Annotated in this window: 15 protein-coding genes and 1 tRNA gene; 6 read left to right on the forward strand and 10 right to left on the reverse strand. The window is 74.1% G+C overall.

What is annotated here, in order from left to right; translation table 11 throughout:
• Positions 1–57: 57 nt before the first annotated feature.
• Both H7827_RS08835 and H7827_RS08840 read left to right on the forward strand, forming a co-directional pair.
• On the forward strand, positions 58–1,227 hold the full coding sequence (locus H7827_RS08835) for a histidine kinase (protein WP_432743975.1): 1,170 nt from the start codon (positions 58–60) through the stop codon (positions 1,225–1,227).
• Positions 1,215–1,859, forward strand: a complete 645-nt coding sequence (locus H7827_RS08840; RefSeq protein WP_200364540.1) for a response regulator transcription factor — start codon at positions 1,215–1,217, stop codon at positions 1,857–1,859. The genes H7827_RS08835 and H7827_RS08840 overlap by 13 nt, the downstream gene beginning before the upstream one ends.
• On the opposite strand, the gene H7827_RS08845 is transcribed toward H7827_RS08840, so the two are convergent.
• Together H7827_RS08845 and H7827_RS08850 are read right to left on the reverse strand one after the other, a co-directional pair.
• Positions 1,849–4,563 carry an FtsX-like permease family protein gene (locus tag H7827_RS08845; RefSeq protein ID WP_432743978.1) on the reverse strand — a complete coding sequence of 905 codons (2,715 nt, stop codon included), beginning with the start codon at positions 4,561–4,563 and terminating at the stop codon, positions 1,849–1,851. The two genes, H7827_RS08840 and H7827_RS08845, sit on opposite strands and share 11 nt — an antisense overlap.
• Positions 4,560–5,324, reverse strand: a complete 765-nt coding sequence (locus H7827_RS08850; RefSeq protein WP_432743980.1) for an ABC transporter ATP-binding protein — start codon at positions 5,322–5,324, stop codon at positions 4,560–4,562. Before H7827_RS08850 ends, H7827_RS08845 begins: the two co-directional genes overlap by 4 nt.
• A gap of 103 nt (positions 5,325–5,427) precedes the next feature.
• Here H7827_RS08850 and H7827_RS08855 point away from each other — a divergent pair, with 103 nt between their 5' ends.
• Together H7827_RS08855 and H7827_RS08860 are read left to right on the forward strand one after the other, a co-directional pair.
• Complete coding sequence (locus tag H7827_RS08855; protein ID WP_432743982.1) at positions 5,428–6,486, forward strand: NAD(P)H-dependent flavin oxidoreductase; 1,059 nt, start codon at positions 5,428–5,430, stop codon at positions 6,484–6,486.
• Between the two features lie 49 nt (positions 6,487–6,535).
• Entirely contained in the window at positions 6,536–7,252 is a 717-nt protein-coding gene (locus tag H7827_RS08860; protein WP_432743984.1) for a sensor domain-containing protein, read from the forward strand.
• Positions 7,253–7,280: 28 nt separating this feature from the next.
• Here the strand turns inward: H7827_RS08860 and rsgA are convergent, their stop codons facing one another.
• Genes rsgA through H7827_RS08875 form a run of 3 tightly spaced genes read right to left on the reverse strand, consistent with a single transcriptional unit; the run spans position 7,281 to position 10,432 of the window.
• Positions 7,281–8,288, reverse strand: coding sequence for a ribosome small subunit-dependent GTPase A (rsgA, locus tag H7827_RS08865; protein WP_432743986.1), 1,008 nt, complete (start codon positions 8,286–8,288; stop codon positions 7,281–7,283).
• A 17-nt stretch (positions 8,289–8,305) separates the two neighbouring features.
• Complete coding sequence (aroA, locus tag H7827_RS08870) at positions 8,306–9,658, reverse strand: 3-phosphoshikimate 1-carboxyvinyltransferase (RefSeq protein ID WP_432743988.1); 1,353 nt, start codon at positions 9,656–9,658, stop codon at positions 8,306–8,308.
• A gap of 51 nt (positions 9,659–9,709) precedes the next feature.
• Positions 9,710–10,432, reverse strand: a complete 723-nt coding sequence (locus H7827_RS08875; RefSeq protein ID WP_030737137.1) for a M50 family metallopeptidase — start codon at positions 10,430–10,432, stop codon at positions 9,710–9,712.
• Positions 10,433–10,547: 115 nt separating this feature from the next.
• Between H7827_RS08875 and H7827_RS08880 the strand changes: the two genes are divergently transcribed.
• Positions 10,548–10,844 (forward strand): hypothetical protein, encoded by a 297-nt coding sequence (locus H7827_RS08880; protein WP_432743990.1) that lies wholly within the window; start codon positions 10,548–10,550, stop codon positions 10,842–10,844.
• Between the two features lie 248 nt (positions 10,845–11,092).
• Here the strand turns inward: H7827_RS08880 and H7827_RS08885 are convergent, their stop codons facing one another.
• The 5 genes from H7827_RS08885 to H7827_RS08905 all read right to left on the reverse strand — a co-directional run bounded on the left by H7827_RS08885 (position 11,093) and on the right by H7827_RS08905 (position 14,907).
• A complete protein-coding gene (locus H7827_RS08885) occupies positions 11,093–11,536 on the reverse strand; it encodes a peptidoglycan-binding domain-containing protein (protein WP_432743992.1) in 444 nt (147 codons plus the stop codon).
• A gap of 161 nt (positions 11,537–11,697) precedes the next feature.
• On the reverse strand, positions 11,698–12,693 hold the full coding sequence (locus tag H7827_RS08890; RefSeq protein WP_432743994.1) for a helix-turn-helix domain-containing protein: 996 nt from the start codon (positions 12,691–12,693) through the stop codon (positions 11,698–11,700).
• A gap of 221 nt (positions 12,694–12,914) precedes the next feature.
• Positions 12,915–12,987 (reverse strand) — tRNA-His (locus tag H7827_RS08895).
• A gap of 105 nt (positions 12,988–13,092) precedes the next feature.
• Entirely contained in the window at positions 13,093–13,689 is a 597-nt protein-coding gene (gene orn / locus H7827_RS08900) for an oligoribonuclease (RefSeq protein WP_030737149.1), read from the reverse strand.
• 99 nt (positions 13,690–13,788) lie between these two features.
• Positions 13,789–14,907 (reverse strand): GlxA family transcriptional regulator, encoded by a 1,119-nt coding sequence (locus H7827_RS08905; protein WP_030737153.1) that lies wholly within the window; start codon positions 14,905–14,907, stop codon positions 13,789–13,791.
• Positions 14,908–15,552: 645 nt separating this feature from the next.
• On the opposite strand from H7827_RS08905, the gene H7827_RS08910 reads away from it, so the two are divergent.
• Positions 15,553–16,074, forward strand: coding sequence for a universal stress protein (locus tag H7827_RS08910; protein WP_030737156.1), 522 nt, complete (start codon positions 15,553–15,555; stop codon positions 16,072–16,074).
• Positions 16,075–16,368: the final 294 nt, after the last annotated feature.

Genomic DNA, 16,368 nt, shown 5'->3' on the forward strand with positions numbered 1-16,368 from the left:
AGCATGGTGGAGCGGGCTCCACCGCGCCCGCGCCGTCCGCTCCCCTACGCTGTGCGGGTGCCTGAGCTGCTCCGGACGACCTGGCGGGCCTCGATCCCTCTGCTGATCGGCGGCGCGCTCGGCCTGTTCAACTATCTGATGGTCGGCGTGGGGCTGACGGCGGCCGGCGCCTCCCTGCTGGTGATCGGCGCGGCGGCGCTGCCGGAGTTCGTCCTGCTGCTGCGCCGGGTGGCGCACTTCGAGCGCACCCGCAGCGCGCGGTGGAGCGGCGTACCGGTCCCCGAGCACTACCCGCCGCTGACCGGCAACCTGTACGAACGGGTACGGCTGTCCGTCACCGACCCCAGCACCCACCGCGACCTGCGCTGGCTGGGCGCGCACCTGCTGTACGGGCCCGCTCTGAGCTACGCGGTCCTGCTGCTGTGGCCCATCGGGCTGCTGGTGGACGGCGTCTGGCACGGCCTGCTGCGCCGCCCGCCCCTGGTCCTGCCCCTGATCACCCGGCTCGCCGACCTCTCCGCGCGCTGGTCCCGGATCCTGCTGCTGCCCTCGCCCACCGCCCGGCTCGCCGAACGCGTGGAACAGCTGACCGCGACCCGCGCCGGCGCGATCACGGCGCACGGCGCCGAACTGCGCCGGATCGAGCGCGACCTGCACGACGGCGCGCAGGCCCATCTGGTGGCGCTGTCCATGCGCCTGGGGCTGGCCCGCCGCGCCTACGACCGCGACCCGCAGACCGCGCGGCGGCTGCTGGACGAGGCACAGGACCAGGCGGAGGAGGCACTGGGCGAGCTGCGGCACGTCGTCCGCGGCATCCACCCGCCGGTGCTCACCGACCGCGGCCTGGCCGGCGCCGTGCGGGCGCTGGCGGCCGGCAGCGGCCTGGAGGTCGCCGTCACGGTCGCCGACGCCCTGGAGAGCGGGCCGCGCGCCCCGGCCTCGGTGGAGACCGCCGCGTACTTCACCGTCGCCGAATCGCTGACCAACGCCGCCAAGCACAGCGGTGCGCAGCACGCCACCGTGGACCTGGACCTCGCCGGGGACGCCGGGCGTACCGTGCTGCGGGTGCGGGTGCGCGACACCGGCCGGGGCGGCGCCGACGAGACCCGGGGCACCGGTCTGAGCGGCATCCGCCGCCGGGTCGCCGCCCTGGACGGAACCGTGCGGGTGCAGTCGCCGGCCGGAGGACCGACCGAGATCGAAGTGGAGCTGCCGTGCGTGTGGTGATCGCCGAGGACAACGCCCTGCTGCGGGAGGGCATGGTCCTGCTGCTGCGCTCGGCCGGCCACGAGGTGGCCGGGGTGGCGGCCACCGGGCCCGAGGTGCTGCCCCTCCTCCTGGAACACCGCCCGGACGCGGCGGTCCTGGACGTGCGGCTGCCGCCGGGCTTCCGCGACGAGGGCCTGCGGGCGGCGCTGGCGGCCCGCGAACAGCTTCCGGGGCTGCCGGTGCTGGTGCTGTCGCAGTACGTGGAGCAGACCTACGCCGCCGAACTGCTCGGCGGCGGCGCACGCGGCGTGGGCTATCTGCTCAAGGACCGGGTGGGCCGGGTCGACGACTTCCTGGACGCCCTGGACCGGGTGGTGGCGGGCGGCACCGCGCTGGACCCCGAGGTCGTCACCGAGCTGATGTCCCGGCAGCGGCGCGGCGACCCGCTGGGCGAACTGACCCCGCGCGAGCGGGAGGTCCTCCACCTGATGGCGGAGGGCCACGACAACGCGACCATCGCCGCCGCCCTCGTCATCACCGAACGCTCGGTCCACAAGCACATCGGCAACGTCTTCCTGAAACTGAACCTGCCGCCCACCGACTCCGGGCACCGCCGGGTCAGGGCGGTGCTCGCCTACCTCAACGCCTGACCCGCAGCGCGCGGCGGGCCGGCAGCAACGCGCCGGCGGCCGTGGTGAGGAGCACCGCCGTGCCGATCAGCGCCGCCTGGAGCGGCGGCAGCCACGGCAACGTGTGCAGCACGGCCCAGCTGAAGCCCAGCAGCGGCACGGCGGCCACGGCGACCCCGAGCAGCAACCCGGTCAGCGCCACCAGGGCGGCTTCCAGCACCAGCATCGTCCACAGCTGCCCGCGCCCCGCGCCCAGCCGGTGCAGCAGTTCCAGCTCGGGGCGGCGGCCCACGGCGGAGACCGCGAGGGTGGAGAACACGGCGAGCAGCGCCAGCGCGCACAGCCCGGCCACGGCGGTGGCCGAGAGCCCGCTCTCCAGCGCGGCGCCCTCCAGGGCCACCGGGGTGCGCACGGGCGCCGCCGGTGCGGCCGGGTCCGCGACATGGGCGGCGAGCTGCGCGCGGTCGAAGAGGAAATCGCCCACCGCGAGGGAGCGCGTGTAGACGGCGACGATCCGCAGGCTCTCCTCCACGCCGTCGCCGTACCGCAGCGTGACGGTGTCCCCGACCCCGGCGCCGAGCGTGCGGGCCCGGTCCGCGCCGACCGCGACCGTCCCCGCCCCCAGACCGGCGAGGTCCCCCTCACGCACCCCGGGGTCGAAGGCCGGGTCCCCGGGGGTGACCCCGAGCACCGGCAGCCGGTCGAGCACGGCCTCGCCCAGCTCGCTGCGCGCGACCAGCACGGTGCTGTGGATCCCTTCGGCCGGGCCGGTGGCGCGGGCCTGGTGCTCCCCGGCGCGCTGCGCGGTGGCACCGGCCGCGAGCTGGACGACGGCGAAGGCCGTCACCAGCACGATGGACACGACGGCGGCGCCGAGCCGGGGGGCTGCGGCCCGCCCCTGCGCGGCGGCGAGCCGGCCGCCCACTCCGCCGAACCTGCGCAGCGCCCCGCCGGTGACCGCCACCATCCACGCCGCGATCCACGGCCCGAGCAGCGCACAGCCGATGACCATGACCACCACGGCGGCACCGGCCGCGGCGGCGGCCCCCTCCCCCGGCAGCACGGCACCACCGGCGGCGGACATCAGCCCCATCCCCAGCAGCACCAGCCCACCGGCCTTCCGCCCACCGGGGCCGGGGGGCGGGCCGGGCGGGACGGCGTTGACGGGGCGGGCGGGACCGGCAGGAGCGCCCGGGTTGGCAGACAAGACGGGCGCACCTGAGCCGACAGGTCCGGCGAGCTGAACAGGCGCGGCGGAACCCGCAGGGGCGGCGGGGTCGGCGAGAGCGGTTGCCCCGGTGGAAACGGCGAGGCAGGCGGGCCTGGCCGGCCCTGCCGTGCTGGCGGCGGCCGGGGCGGAGCCGGCATGACCGGCCGCCGGAGCGGGACCGGCGGGAGCGGCAGAGCCGACGAGTTGGGCGGCCGGGGCGGGAACAGCCGGAACGGCAGAGCCGGTCCCGGAGCCAACCGGTCCGCCGGCAGCGGCGGGTGACGGTTCGGAGCCGGTGGCCCGGGGCCGTACGGGCCGGTGCCCGGTCCGGGAGCGCCGGCCGCCGGTCGCCCCGCCGGTGGCGGGCAGCGTGGCCAGGACGGCCGTCGCCACGGTCAGGCCCGCCGTGATCAGCGGTGCCGGGAGCGTCCAGGGGAGGACCGGCAGCGCCAGACCGTACGGCGCGGCCTCCGCCGTCACCAGCGGCCACAGCACCACGAACAGCGGTACGGAGGCCACCGCCCCCAGCAGCGCCGCGCGCGCCGCGACGACGGCCACCTCACGGGCCACCGCACCGCGCAGCTGCCCCGCGGTGGCCCCCACCGCGTGCAACAGCGCCAGCTCCCCGGCGCGTTGCCGCAGCGCCCGCGCCACCAGCGTCGCCAGGACCAGTCCTGCGATCAGCAGCACCGACCCGGCGATCGCGCCGAACAGCGCCAGCAGTCCCGTCCGCACCGGCTGCGCCGTCAGGGACTCCGCCGCGCCGCGTCCGTCGCCGGTCAGGGCCCGCAGCGTGCCGGAATCCCCGGCCGGGCGCACCTCCTGCGGCCGGGCGTCGACCGCGCCCGCCGCGTCCAGTGCCTGCCGCACCGCCGTGTGCACCGCACCCGCGCCCACGCCCGGTTCGGCGAGCAGCCCGATCGCGTCGACGGAGTCCGGGTGGCCCGCCAGCGCGGCGGCCTCCGGCGCCGTGAACCACAGCGCCGCCGGGCCCTCGGCCAGGCCCACCACCCGGCGTACGGACGTGTCCTGCCCGACCCGCACGTCCAACTCGGCGCCCAGCGGCACCCCCAGCCCGGCCGAGGCGACGACCTCGTCCGCGGCGACCGGCTCCCGCCCATCCACCAGCCCCCAGGGGGCCAGCGCGGCGGCCGGCCACGGCCGGCCCGGCAGCTGGGCCACGGTGTCCGTCCGTACCGTGAACTCCTCGTCCGCGACGGCCCGCGCCACCCCCGGCACGGACTCCAGCAGGTCCACCAGCGTGCGCGGCACCCGCACCCGTTCCGTCAGCGGCGCCGTCACGCCGCCGTGGCGGGTGTGCTGATCCGCAGCCACCACGACCTCGGCGCCCGCGTAGCGTTCGGGTTCCGGGTGCCCGAACGCGGTGGTCAGCGCGGCGAGCGCGAAGCAGCCGAGCAGCAGCGAGGTCGCCGCCAGCGCGACGGACACCGCGCGCCACGACCGCCGGTGGTACCGCCCGGACGCCCGGGCCAGCAGCCCGAGGGACTCCTTCACGCGGCCACCGCCCGCAGCGCGCCCAGCACCTGGCCGGCGGACGGCCGTTCCAGCCGCCGTACGATCCGGCCCCCGTCCAGGACGATGGCCTCGTCCGCGTGCCCGGCGGCGACCGGGTCGTGCGTCACCATCACCACGGTGTGCCCGTGCGCGTCCACCGCCCGGCGCAGCAGGGCGAGGACACCCTCGGCCGTCACCGGGTCCAGCGCGCCGGTGGGTTCGTCCGCGAAGATGATGTCCGGCTCGGTGATCAGGGCGCGGGCGATGGCGACCCGCTGCCGCTGTCCGCCCGAGAGCCGGCCCGGTGGTTCGGCGGCGCGGTCCGCCAGCCCCACCTCGTCCAGCACCCGCAGCGCCCGCGCCCACGTGGCCTCCCCCTCGCCCGCCCCGGCCAGCAGCAGGGGCAGCGCGGCGTTCTGGAGGACCGTCAGCGAGTCCACCAGATTGAGTTCCTGGAAGACGAAGCCGATCCGGTCGCGGCGCAGCCGGGTCAGCGCTGTCGCGCGGAGCCCGGCCAGCGGCACCCCGCCCAGGTGGACCGCGCCGCCCGTGGGGCGTTCCAGGCCGGCCGCGCACCGCAGCAGCGTGGACTTGCCCGAGCCCGAGCGGCCCAGCACGGCGAGGAACCGGGCGCGCGGCACCTCCAGGTCGATCCCGTCCAGCGCGGGGGCACGCCCGCCCGGGTACGTCCGGCTCACCCGGTCGAGCCGCAGCGCCGGTTCCCCGGCCGCCGCGCTCACCGTTCTGTCGTCCTCTCGCATAACCGGCACGCTACGAGCGGCGGATGCCCGGCCACGAGCGTGCTGCCACCCCTGCCGGGGTGGAGCCCGCTCCACCGTGCGGGGCGGCGGCTACGCTGCCGCAATGTTCTCCGTACTCCGGTTGCCCGTCCCGATCGTCCAGGCCCCGATGGCGGGAGGGCCGGCCACTCCGGAGCTGGTGGCGGCGGTGGTCCGGGCGGGCGGGCTCGGCTTTCTCGCCGCCGGCTATCTGAGCCCCGGGGCGCTGGGGGAACGGATCGCGCGGACCCGGGAGCTGGTGGGCCCGGGGCCGTTCGGCGTCAACGTGTTCGTGCCCCGCCCGCTGCCGGAGGATCTCGCCCCGGTGTACCGCTACCGCGCCGAACTGGCGGTGGAGGCCGAGCGGTACGGGGTCGCGCTGCCCGAACCCGACGTCCACGACACCGATCACTGGGAGCGCAAGCTGGAGGTGCTGCTCGCCGACCCGGTGCCGGTGGTGTCCTTCACCTTCGGCCCGCCGCCGGCCGCGACGGTGGACGCGCTGCACGCCGCCGGGACGGCTGTGGTCGCCACCGTCACCTCACCGCGGGAGGCGGCGGAGGCGGCCGGGCTGGGGGTGGACGCGCTGTGTGTGCAGGGCCCGGAGGCGGGCGGTCACCGGGGCTGCTTCGATCCGGAGGCCGACCCGGACGACACCCCGTTGCCGCTTCTGCTGGCACGGGTGCGGGAGCGGACCGGCCTGCCGCTGATCGCCGCCGGTGGCCTGGCCACGGGCGCGGACATCGCGGCCGTGCTGCGCGGCGACACCACGGCGGCGGCGCAGCTGGGCACGGCGTATCTGCGGACCCCGGAGGCGGGTACGGGCGCGGCGTACCGGGCGGCGCTCGCCGATCCCGGCATGTTCGGGGGGACCACGGTCACCCGGGCCTTCTCCGGCCGCCCGGCGCGGGGCCTGCGCAACCGTTTCATCGATGACCACACCTCCACCGCCCCGGCCGGCTACCCGCTGCTGCACCAGCTGACGAAGCCGCTGCGCGCGGCGGCGGCCGCCGCTGGTGACCCGCACGGGCTCAGCCTGTGGGCGGGCACCGGCCACCGGCACACCACGGACGAGGGCGCCGAGGCCCTGACCCGCCGACTGTGGCGGGAGGCGGAGGGTGTACGTGGCACCACCCCCTCCTGACGCCCCAGGCCGCTGTTGAACAGCGGTGCGCGGCAAGAGGATTGGTCCCATGAGCACACCGACTTCCTCCTCCCGCGGCCGTTTCCCGCGCGAACTGTCGTATCTCCTGCGCGGTCTTCCGGTCGGCATCGTGGCCCTGACGGTCGCCGTCACCGGTTTCCTGCTGGGGATCGGCACACTGGTGATCGTGTGCGGCGTCCCGGTCCTGGCGGGTACGCTGCGGGCCGCCCGGGGCATGGCCCGCGTGGAGCGGCGCGAGCTGGAAGCCCTCCGCGGGCGCCCGCTGCCGCCGCACCACTACCGGGTCGCGGGCGGGACCGGCTTCGCCCGGATGGCCCGTTCGCTGACGGACCCGCAGTCGTGGCGCGACCTGGCGCACATGGTGGTGTCGTTCCCGCTGCGCGTGGTGAGCTTCTGTCTGGCCCTGGTCTGGACGGTGGGCGGGGTCGGCGGGCTGCTGTACGTCGCCTGGGCCTGGGCGCTGCCGCGCGGCGAGGACAACCAGGGCCTGTACGAGCTGATCACGGGCAACGGCTCCTTCGCCGCCGATGTCGTCTTCACCACCGCCGCAGGGGTGTTCCTGCTGGTGACCGCGGTTCCGCTGGTCCGTGCGCTGGCCGCGCTGCACCGCTCGCTGGCCAGTGCGCTGCTGACTAACCGGACCGCCGCCGCCCGCGCCGCCGCCACCGCAGCGACGGCCGGCTCCGGTACGGCACCGCAGCCCGCCGCAACGCAGCCCACCGAGCCGCTGACAGCCGCCCGATAAGGGCGGCGTTCCGCGCGGGAGCGGTGCGTCAGTCCCCGGCGGTCCGCTCCCGGGTGGCCAGCAGCCGGCGCAGCGAGTACAGCCGGGCCGGGTCCGCGTGGCCCTCGGCCACCCACGCGTCCAGGGCGCAGTCCGGTTCGTCGTGACTGCATGCCCGGGGGCAGTTGGCCGCGCCCGGCTCCAGGTCGGGGAAGGCACCGATGACCCGCGAGGGGTCGACGTGGTGGAGGCCGAAGGACCGCACGCCCGGGGTGTCGATGACCCAGCCCGCCGAGTCGGGCAGCGGCAGGGCCAGGGCGGAGACGGTGGTGTGCCGGCCCCGGCCGGTGACCGCGTTGACGTGGCCCGTCGCCCGCTGCCGCTCCGGCACCAGGGCGTTGACCAGCGTCGTCTTGCCGACGCCGCTGTGCCCCACGAACGCGGTGGTCCGGTCCGCCAGCAGTTCCAGGACCGGCTGCACCGATTCCGCGTCCTCGAACCGTTCGGCGCTGGTCACCACATAGCGCACCCCCAGCGGCGCGTACGTCTCCAGCAGCGGCCCGGCCGGGGCCAGGTCCGCCTTCGTCAGGATCAGCAGCGGCTGGAGCCCGGCGTCGTAGGCGGCCACCAGGCAGCGGTCGATCAGCCGCGGGCGGGGCTCGGGGTCGGCGAGGGCCGTGACGACGGCCAGTTGGTCGGCGTTGGCGACCACCACCCGCTCGAACGGATCGTCGTCGTCGGCCGTACGCCGCAGCACCGACGTGCGTTCCTCCACCCGCACGATCCGTGCCAGGGTGTCGCGCTTGCCCGACAGGTCGCCGACCACCGCGACCCGGTCACCCACGACCACGGCCTTGCGGCCCAGTTCGCGGGCCTTCATCGCGGTGACGGTCACCTCGCCCACCAGGCAGGTGATCCGGCCCCGGTCCACCGTCAGGACGAATCCCTCCGCCGCGTCCTCGTGCGCGGGGCGCCGGTGGGTGCGGGGGCGGCTGCCGTGCCGGGAAGGCCGGACCCGTACATCGTCCTCATCACTGTGCTTGCCGTACCGGCGCATCGCGGTGCCGCCCGGCCCTAGCCGCGTCCCGCCAGCATGCCGTGCCAGAGTTCGGGGAAGTCGGGCATGGTCTTGCCGGTGGTGGCGATGTCCTCCACCTCCAGGTCCTTCACCGCCAGCCCCAGAACGGCGCCCGCGGTCGCCAGCCGGTGGTCCTCGTACGTGTGGAACACGCCGCCGTGCAGCGGGCGCGGCCTGATCCGCAGCCCGTCCTCGGTCTCGGTGACATCGCCACCCAGCGCGTTGATCTCCCGGGTGAGGGCCGCGAGCCGGTCGGTCTCGTGCAGCCGCAGATGGGCCACTCCGCGCAGCACCGACTCGCTCTCCGCCAGCGCCGCGACGGCCGCGATCCCCGGGGTGAGTTCGCCCACCTCGCCGAGGTCGATGTCGATACCGAGGATCCGGCCGCTGCCGGTCAGGGTGAGACCGCGGTCATCCAGCACGCAGTCGCCGCCCATCGCGGAGAAGATCTCCCGCAGGGCGTCGCCGGCCTGGGTGGTGTGGAAGGGCCAGTCGGGGATGGTCACGCTGCCGCCGGTGACCAGCGCGGCGGCCAGGAACGGCTGAGCGTTGGACAGGTCGGGCTCGATGACCAGGTCACGGCCGAGCAGCGCGCCGGGCGCCACCCGCCACAGGTGGGGCTCGCCCCCCGATTCGGGGGAGTCCACCTGGGCGCCGGCCCGGCGCAGCATGTCCACCGTCATCCGGATGTGCGGCAGCGAGGGCAGGACGGCACCGGTGTGCCGCACCTCCACGCCCTGGTTGAAGCGGGGCGCCGACAGCAGCAGGGCGCTGATGAACTGGGAGGACGAGGAGGCGTCCACCTCCACCCGTCCGCCGTCCAGCGAGCCGGCGCCGTGCACGGTCAGCGGCAGCGCGCCGCGCCCGTCGTCGTCGATGCGGGCGCCGAGCACGCGCAGCGCGTCGATGACGCCGTGCAGCGGGCGCTCGTGCGAACGGGCGTCGCCGTCGAAGCGCACCGGCCCCTCGGCGAGGGTGGCCAGCGGCGGCAGGAAGCGCATCACGGTGCCGGCGTTGCCGACATCGACGGTCGCCGGGGCCTGCGGGGTGGCGGGGATGATCCGCCAGGATTCACCGCCGGCCGCGGCGGTGCCGGTGACGGCGGAGCTGGAGGAGGAGGTGATGGTCTCCTCGATGCCGATGCCCAGCGAGCGCAGCGCCTCCGCCATCAGCAGGGTGTCGCGGGACCGCAGCGGGCGGCGTACCCAGCTGGGGTCGGCGGCGAGCGAGGCGAGGATCAGCGCCCGGTTGGTGACCGACTTGGAGCCGGGCACCGTGACGGTCGCCTCGACCGCGCCGGAGGCGAGCGGGGCGGGCCAGTGGTCGGCGGTCAGACTGTGGTCGGTCATGGTTCTCACTTTAGTGCGCGACGGAGGGTGATCGGCGGGGATGGGGCCCGGTCAGGGGGCGGCGGCGTCCAGCAGGCTGCCACCGCCGGCTATCAGGCAGGCGAGCACGACGGCATGGAAGAACAGCAGCCAGATCAGCGCGGGCATCCTGGTCAGCCGGGCCAGCTGGTCGGCGTCGGAGTCCCCCGCGCCGCCGCGCCGCCGTTTGGCCTGGAGCTCCCACACCGGGCGGACCCCGCCCAGCAGCAGGAACCACACCACGCCGTAGGCGAAGGCGGCCTGCACCTCGGGGTCGGTGAGCCAGGAGACCAGGATGAACAGCGCTCCGGTGAGCAGCACGGTGAGCATCCCGTACGCGTTGCGCACCATGACAAGCAGGGCGAGCAGCAGCGCGGTGGCGCCCCACAGCAGGGCGGTGATGCGGCCCGAGGCCAGCAGCGCGGCGCCGCCCAGGCCCAGCAGGGAGGGGGCGGTGTACCCGGCGGCGGCGGTCAGGATCATGCCGAGGCCGGTGGGTCGGCCCCGGGAGACGGTGAGCCCCGAGGTGTCGGAGTGCAGCCGGATGCCTTCGAGCTTGCGGCCGGTGAGCAGCGCGACCAGTCCGTGACCGCCCTCGTGGGCGATGGTGATGGTGTTCCGGGCGACCCGCCACACCCCGTACGGGGTGACCACGGCCAGTGCCACGGCGGCGGTCGCCAGCACCAGCCACAGCTCGGGCGCGGGCTGCGTCCCGGTGACCCGGTCCCACAGCTCCCCGATGTCAGCGATCTCCACGGCTGCCCATCCTCTTTCCCCGGTACTCTCCGGGTGCTCCCCGGATCCCCACTCCTGCCAGGCGATCCTATGGGAGGCTGCCCACGGCCCGTCCGGGTCTGTGGACAACAGGTGAATGCGTGAAAACGCGGCGGCGGAGAACGCACGGAACGGACAGGGGGAATGCATGGGCGTACTGGTGGTGCTTGGCGTCGTGTTGCTGGTGACGATAACGGGAGTCGCCGTCCGGGCCTTCCGGGGCGAGCAGCCGAAGGGCGGCGGCCGGCGGCCGAGCGGCACGGGGACGGCCGACCCCGGCACGTCCTCCCACGACAGCGGAGGCAGCGGGTCGGGCTGGGGCTGGAGCTGGGGAAGCGACAGCGGTAACAGCGGCGACGGCGGCGGCGATGGAGGCGGCGGAGGCGGCGACTGACCCGGCCCGCGCGGCACCGGGAGGCCCCCGATCGGCGCCCGTCGGCGGCGGCGTTCGCCGGCCCCGCCGCCGACGGAGGCCCTTCCGGGGCGGGGTGGCCCGCCGTGCGGTGTTCCGCACGGTTTCCCCATCGGGCCACCCCTGGTCGGCCGGGCCCGGGCCGCACGCCTCGGTCGAAGCACCGGGTACCGCCGCGACCCCGCCGCATTGCCGTCAGCACTGTCTGCCGGCGTGCCGCTCCGTCGTGGTCAGTACAGGTTGATCGCCCACGTCTTGAACGCGGCCTGGGTACCCGGCCCGGCGAGTCCGTCGATCGGACCGTCGTAGCCTGCCGTGCGCAGCAGGCGTTGCAGCGACTGAATCGTGCCGCCTCCCACGACGCCATCGATCGCTCCGGAGTAGCCATAGCTCCGGAGCATGCGCTGCATGGCCTTCCAACTCTGGGTGCCCAACTGCCCGTCGACCGCCCCCGTGTAGCCGTAGTAGACCTTCAGGTAGCTCTGAACGTTCTTGGCCTGGTTGATGGTCAGGCCAAGGTTGACCACCGCGAGCGGAGCGACATCGGCGGTCGCCACCGTCTGCTTCTCGCTCGGGGCGGCCACCGCGGTACCCGCGGTCGCCAGGCTGCCCGCGCCCACCGCGATGGCGGCGGTCGCCGTGACAAGAGTCCTCGCTATGACCTTCGAACGCATTCTTTCCCCTTTTTCGGTCGCGAGGGGCAGCACGGTACGGCTCGCAACGTTCTCCCCCCAACGGCGCTCCCTCGCCGGGGCGCCGCTCGCTTGCTGACGAGTCCATTCCATCGGCGCGACGTGGCGTGGGCCAGGGATACGGGGCGAAGTGGCGGGGGTGGTCAAGAAGCCTGTCGCTCCTGATCAAGGACGAGGCGGGTGTGGGTGGGGGAACTGCCGTAGTGCTGGGTGTAGGTGCGGGTGAAGTGGGCGTGGGAGGTGAAGCCCCAGCGGGCGGCGACGGCGTGGATGGGGGTGCGGGCGTGGGCGGGGTCCGTCAGGTCGCGGTGGGCGCGTTCCAGTCGGCGGCGCCGGATGTGGGCCGCCGGGGTGGTGCCGTGCTGCTGGAAGAGCCGGTGCAGGTGTCGGGTGGAGATGTGGTGGTGGGCGGCGATGGCGGTGGGCTTCATCCCGGAGTCGGCGAGGTTCTGCTCGATGAACAACTTGATGGCCAGGAGCAGCGTGTGTTCCGCCCTGTCCGGGTCGGGCGGCGGGCCCGCGTCGAGGGTCTGGTTGATCAGGCCGGTGATGAGATCGCTGACGAGGGCCGCGAGTTGGGGTATGTCGGACGGCCGGTAGGTGTGGTGCTGCGCACACAGATGGCTGAGGTGCTGGGCGAGCAGCCCGCCGAAGCCGCGGGTGGCGGACATCGAGCGGCCCAGGAGCCCGCCGACCGGCGTGCTCCCGGGCAGATTGAGGCGGCTTCTGGGGATCTCGACGCACAGGCCCTTGGCGTGCTTGTCCTGCTCGGTGCTCCCGACGGTGAACGGGCGGGAGGAATCCACCATGTACAGCTGCCCGGGCCCGGTCACGTCCTGGCCGGCCCCCTGGGTGACGGCGAGCGGGCTGGCGCCCGGGAACACGACGGCCAGGTGGTAGTTCTCCGGGTCGGACCGCCGGATGAGGCCGGGCGTGCGCCGGGACTGGAACGCCTGCATGGTGATGGGGAAGACATAGACGTCCTCCAGGGCAATCAGCCGCATCCGGCCGTGGTAGTCCGACGTGGTGTGACTGGTCAGGTCCAGCGGGGAGACGACGGTGGCCATCGTGTGACGCCAGAAGTCGAAGCGCTCACGCGGCTCCAGCTGACCGGTGTCGAACACGGTGGTGGGAAGCATGCGGGCCCCTCCCGAGGATACGGCGTCGGATCGCGCGTGACGGCGGCCCTTCCCGGGGCTGCCGAAGTACGGCACGCCCCACCCTCACCTCAGGTCCCGCCCCCACGACCGTTCACATTCTCCCCACGCGAACCGGCGGACACGCTGTGGCCCGCGCCACCCCCACCGCACGACAAAGGGCCCGACCCGCGTTTCCGCAGGTCAGGCCCTTGATCTAGGAGGGTGAGTGACGGGACTTGAACCCGCGGCCACCTGGACCACAACCAGGTGCTCTACCAACTGAGCTACACCCACCATGACCGACTCGGGAGGCTTTTTAAGGCTCTCCCCGCTCGGCCGTACTGAGTGTACAGGGTGCGCGGGGCACTTCGCTCCCGCGTTCCCCGCGGCCCACCCGGGTCACTGCGCGGCGTGCCGCGCCGCGATCCGCTTGGCCGTGTCGGAGTCCGGTCCCGGCTGCGGTACGAAGAGCGCCTCACGGTAGTAACGCAGCTCCGCGATGGACTCCTTGATGTCCGCCAGCGCCCGGTGCTGTCCGCCCTTGGGGGGGCTGTTGAAGTAGACCCGCGGGTACCAGCGGCGGGCCAGCTCCTTCACCGAGGAGACGTCCACGATCCGGTAGTGCAGGTGCCCCTCCAGGGCCGGCATGTCCCGGGCGAGGAATCCCCGGTCGGTGCCGACGGAGTTGCCGCACAGCGGGGTGCGGCCGGCCTCCGGCGCGTACGTGCGGACGTACTCCAGCACCTGCCGCTCGGCGTCCTCCAGCGTCGTGCCGTCGTCCAGCTCGTCCAGCAGCCCCGAGGTGGTGTGCATGGTGCGCACCACCTCCGGCATGGTGGCCAGCGCGGCGGCGGGCGGGCGGATCACGATGTCCACGCCCTCCCCGAGTACGTTCAGCTCAGAGTCGGTGACCAGCGCGGCCACCTCGATGAGCGCGTCGTCGATCAGCGAGAGACCTGTCATCTCGCAGTCGATCCACACCATCCGGTCGTTCATGCGGGCAACCCTACGCCGGGCGTTCGGGGCCCACGGGACGGCCCGCCTCCCGGTGTCCCGGGGGGCGGGCCGCCGTGCACCTGTGGGTGGTGCTCCCGTTCAGGCCACCGGCCGGCCCCGCTGCCCGGGCACCCGGGGCGAGAAGCCGTCGGTGACGGGCTTGGCGCGCCCGGCCGCCGACTCCTGCTGCCGGGCCCGGTAGGCGGCCCGGTAGGCCGCCGGGGAGGCCCCCAGCTGGCGCCGGAAGTGCCCGCGCAGGGCGACGGGGGAACGGAAGCCGCAGCGGCCCGCCACTTCGTCCACCGAGTAGTCGGAGACCTCCAGCAGGCGCTGTGCCTGGAGTACCCGCTGCGTGATCAGCCACTGCAGGGGAGCGCTCCCAGTTAGGGATCGGAAGCGCCGGTCGAACGTGCGGCGGCTCATGTAGGCGCGGGCCGCCAGGGTCTCCACGTCGAACTGCTCGTGGAGGTGTTCCAGTGCCCAGGCCACCACCTCGGCCAGCGGATCCGCGCCGATGTCCTCTGGTAAAGAGCGGTCCAGGTGGCGCGGCTGGCCGCTCTCGGCGCCGTTGCCGGCACCCCCTCTCCTGGTGGGCAGCACCAGCCGTCTGGCCAGGGCCGCCGCGGCTTCGGGGCCGTGGTCCATGCGGACGATGTGCAGGCACAGATCGATCCCCGCGGCCGTGCCGGCCGAGGTGAGGATGTCACCGTCGTCGACGAACAGCTCCCGCGGGTCCACATGGACCGACGGATAGCGCTTGGCCAGCGTGGGGGCGTACATCCAGTGGGTCGTCGCCGGTCTGCCGTCCAGCAGGCCGGCCGCTCCGAGCGCGAACGCACCGGTGCACAACCCGACAATGCGGGCACCCTCACTGTGCGCCCGGCGCAGCGCGGCGAGCGCGGCGGCGGGCGGCGGTCCGGTGATCGACCGCCAGGCGGGGACGATGACGGTTCCGGCCCGGGAGATCGCCCCCAGACCGTAGGGCGCGCGCAGTTCCAGTCCGCCCGTGGTGCGCAGCGGTCCTTCCTCCCCCGCGCACGCCAGCAGGCGGTAGCGCGGTACTCCGGCGTCCTGACGATCGACGCCGAAGACGGAGAGCGGGATGGAACTTTCGAACATGGGGCTGCCACTGAACAGCAACACCGCGACGATCTCGCGGCGGCGCCGGGCAGCGAGCTTGACGGCGGGCTCGGGGCCGTGCGTTGGGTCCTGGCTCATGCTCCTCAGTTCCCTCGGTCGTCGCATCCTCTCGGTCCTGCACGTTTCCCCCGACGTGATTGCCAAGATCGAATCTACTGTGTCGGATGAGGTCGGCGGGACAAGTTCATCACTCGGCGCTAAATCGACATGACAACGTGGCGCGAAGCAGTCGATCAGGAAGCGTTACACGTACGAGCAGTTGGGGGAAGTGCGCCTTCTCGTCGTGCTCCGCACCGCCGGTGGCCGGGGCCCCCGGTGCCTCGCCGTTTCCCCGTGGGGCCGTGGGGTTGGCGGGGCGGGTGGGCAAGGTGTTTCAGTAGTGGGGAAGTTGGCTGAAAATAAAAGTCGTCAACAAGACTCCCGGCCGGTGATCGGACGTTCCGGCGGGTCGCCGGCAACGCCACAGACACCGTATCGTTACGCTCCGGCATCGGTCGCACACAAGGGCGCGGCGACCATTGCGCCCCGCCCCGCGGTGCGGCATGCTGCTCGGTCACGGTTCGCGGGGTTGACAACGCCGTCAGCGGGAACCAGCAATGTACGACGTCATCTGGAGGTGGGCTTGTGGCTGACGAAACAGCCTTGACGTGGGCCCTTCCGTGTCCCACACCCGTCCCTGCCGTGCTCACGAGGTCTCCTCGCTGACCGCCCGCCGAGGCACTGATGGCTGGATACGAGCTCCCAGAACCCACGGACCGCAAGCGTCTCGCGGATCCGTCCACTCCCCCCGCGCCCGCCGACGATGAGCGGTACGCACGCGACCCCGCATTTCAGCATGGTGTCGTAGTCGGATTCGACGGATCGACCACCAGTGAGCGTGCTCTCGCATACGCCATTGGCATGGCTCACCGCGCCGGCTCCGGGCTGATCATCGTTCATGTGGCGAACCGACTGCCGACCACCGTATGGGCGGGATGCGAACCCCCCGCCCTGGTGGACATCCCCGATCACCGCACCGAGGTCATCGGTCTGGAGCTGGCGTGCTCGGACCTGCTGGCCGACCTCCCCTGGGTCCTGCTGGAGCGTGGCGGCGACATCTGCCACGAACTGGAGGAGGTGGGCCAGGAGTACGAGGCGGACGCCATCGTCGTGGGCACCACCCAGGGGCTGCTGGGGCGGCTGTTCGGCTCGGTGTCCGGGCGGCTGGCCCGCCGGGCCCGGCGGCCGGTCATCGTCATCCCGTAACCACCGGGGCACCGCGCGCGACCACCAGGGCACCGCGCGCGACCGCCGGCGCGCGCCGTCGTGCTCCCGTGCGCCCCGCTGCTCCCACCGGCCGCACGGCAGGGGTCGTCTGCCCGCTTTTCGCCCGGCCACTCCCCCGGGGGTCGTTCACCGGCCACCGGCGCCCGCCCCCGGTGCGCCCGGTCGCGCGCCGCCGGGACACCGCCGCAAATTGCTGCCCCTCGCGGGGTGGATTGTGCGCTTGTGAGGGGCATACAGGGAGCAAGACCTCTGGCTGCCGCCGGGAGGTGACGG

This window comes from Streptomyces sp. JH002 (assembly GCF_050916115.1).
GTDB lineage: Bacteria > Actinomycetota > Actinomycetes > Streptomycetales > Streptomycetaceae > Streptomyces > Streptomyces xiamenensis.

Excerpts from the sequence above, each read along its gene's own strand:
- H7827_RS08850 (WP_432743980.1), bottom strand. The coding sequence starts at position 5,324 with ATGCGAGAGGACGACAGAACGGTGAGCGCGGCGGCCGGGGAACCGGCG.
- H7827_RS08855 (WP_432743982.1), top strand. The coding sequence starts at position 5,428 with ATGTTCTCCGTACTCCGGTTGCCCGTCCCGATCGTCCAGGCCCCGATG.
- H7827_RS08860 (WP_432743984.1), top strand. The coding sequence starts at position 6,536 with ATGAGCACACCGACTTCCTCCTCCCGCGGCCGTTTCCCGCGCGAACTG.
- rsgA (WP_432743986.1), bottom strand. The coding sequence starts at position 8,288 with ATGCGCCGGTACGGCAAGCACAGTGATGAGGACGATGTACGGGTCCGG.
- aroA (WP_432743988.1), bottom strand. The coding sequence starts at position 9,658 with ATGACCGACCACAGTCTGACCGCCGACCACTGGCCCGCCCCGCTCGCC.
- H7827_RS08880 (WP_432743990.1), top strand. The coding sequence starts at position 10,548 with ATGCGTGAAAACGCGGCGGCGGAGAACGCACGGAACGGACAGGGGGAA.
- H7827_RS08885 (WP_432743992.1), bottom strand. The coding sequence starts at position 11,536 with ATGCGTTCGAAGGTCATAGCGAGGACTCTTGTCACGGCGACCGCCGCC.
- H7827_RS08890 (WP_432743994.1), bottom strand. The coding sequence starts at position 12,693 with ATGCTTCCCACCACCGTGTTCGACACCGGTCAGCTGGAGCCGCGTGAG.
- orn (WP_030737149.1), bottom strand. The coding sequence starts at position 13,689 with ATGAACGACCGGATGGTGTGGATCGACTGCGAGATGACAGGTCTCTCG.
- H7827_RS08905 (WP_030737153.1), bottom strand. The coding sequence starts at position 14,907 with ATGAGCCAGGACCCAACGCACGGCCCCGAGCCCGCCGTCAAGCTCGCT.
- H7827_RS08910 (WP_030737156.1), top strand. The coding sequence starts at position 15,553 with ATGGCTGGATACGAGCTCCCAGAACCCACGGACCGCAAGCGTCTCGCG.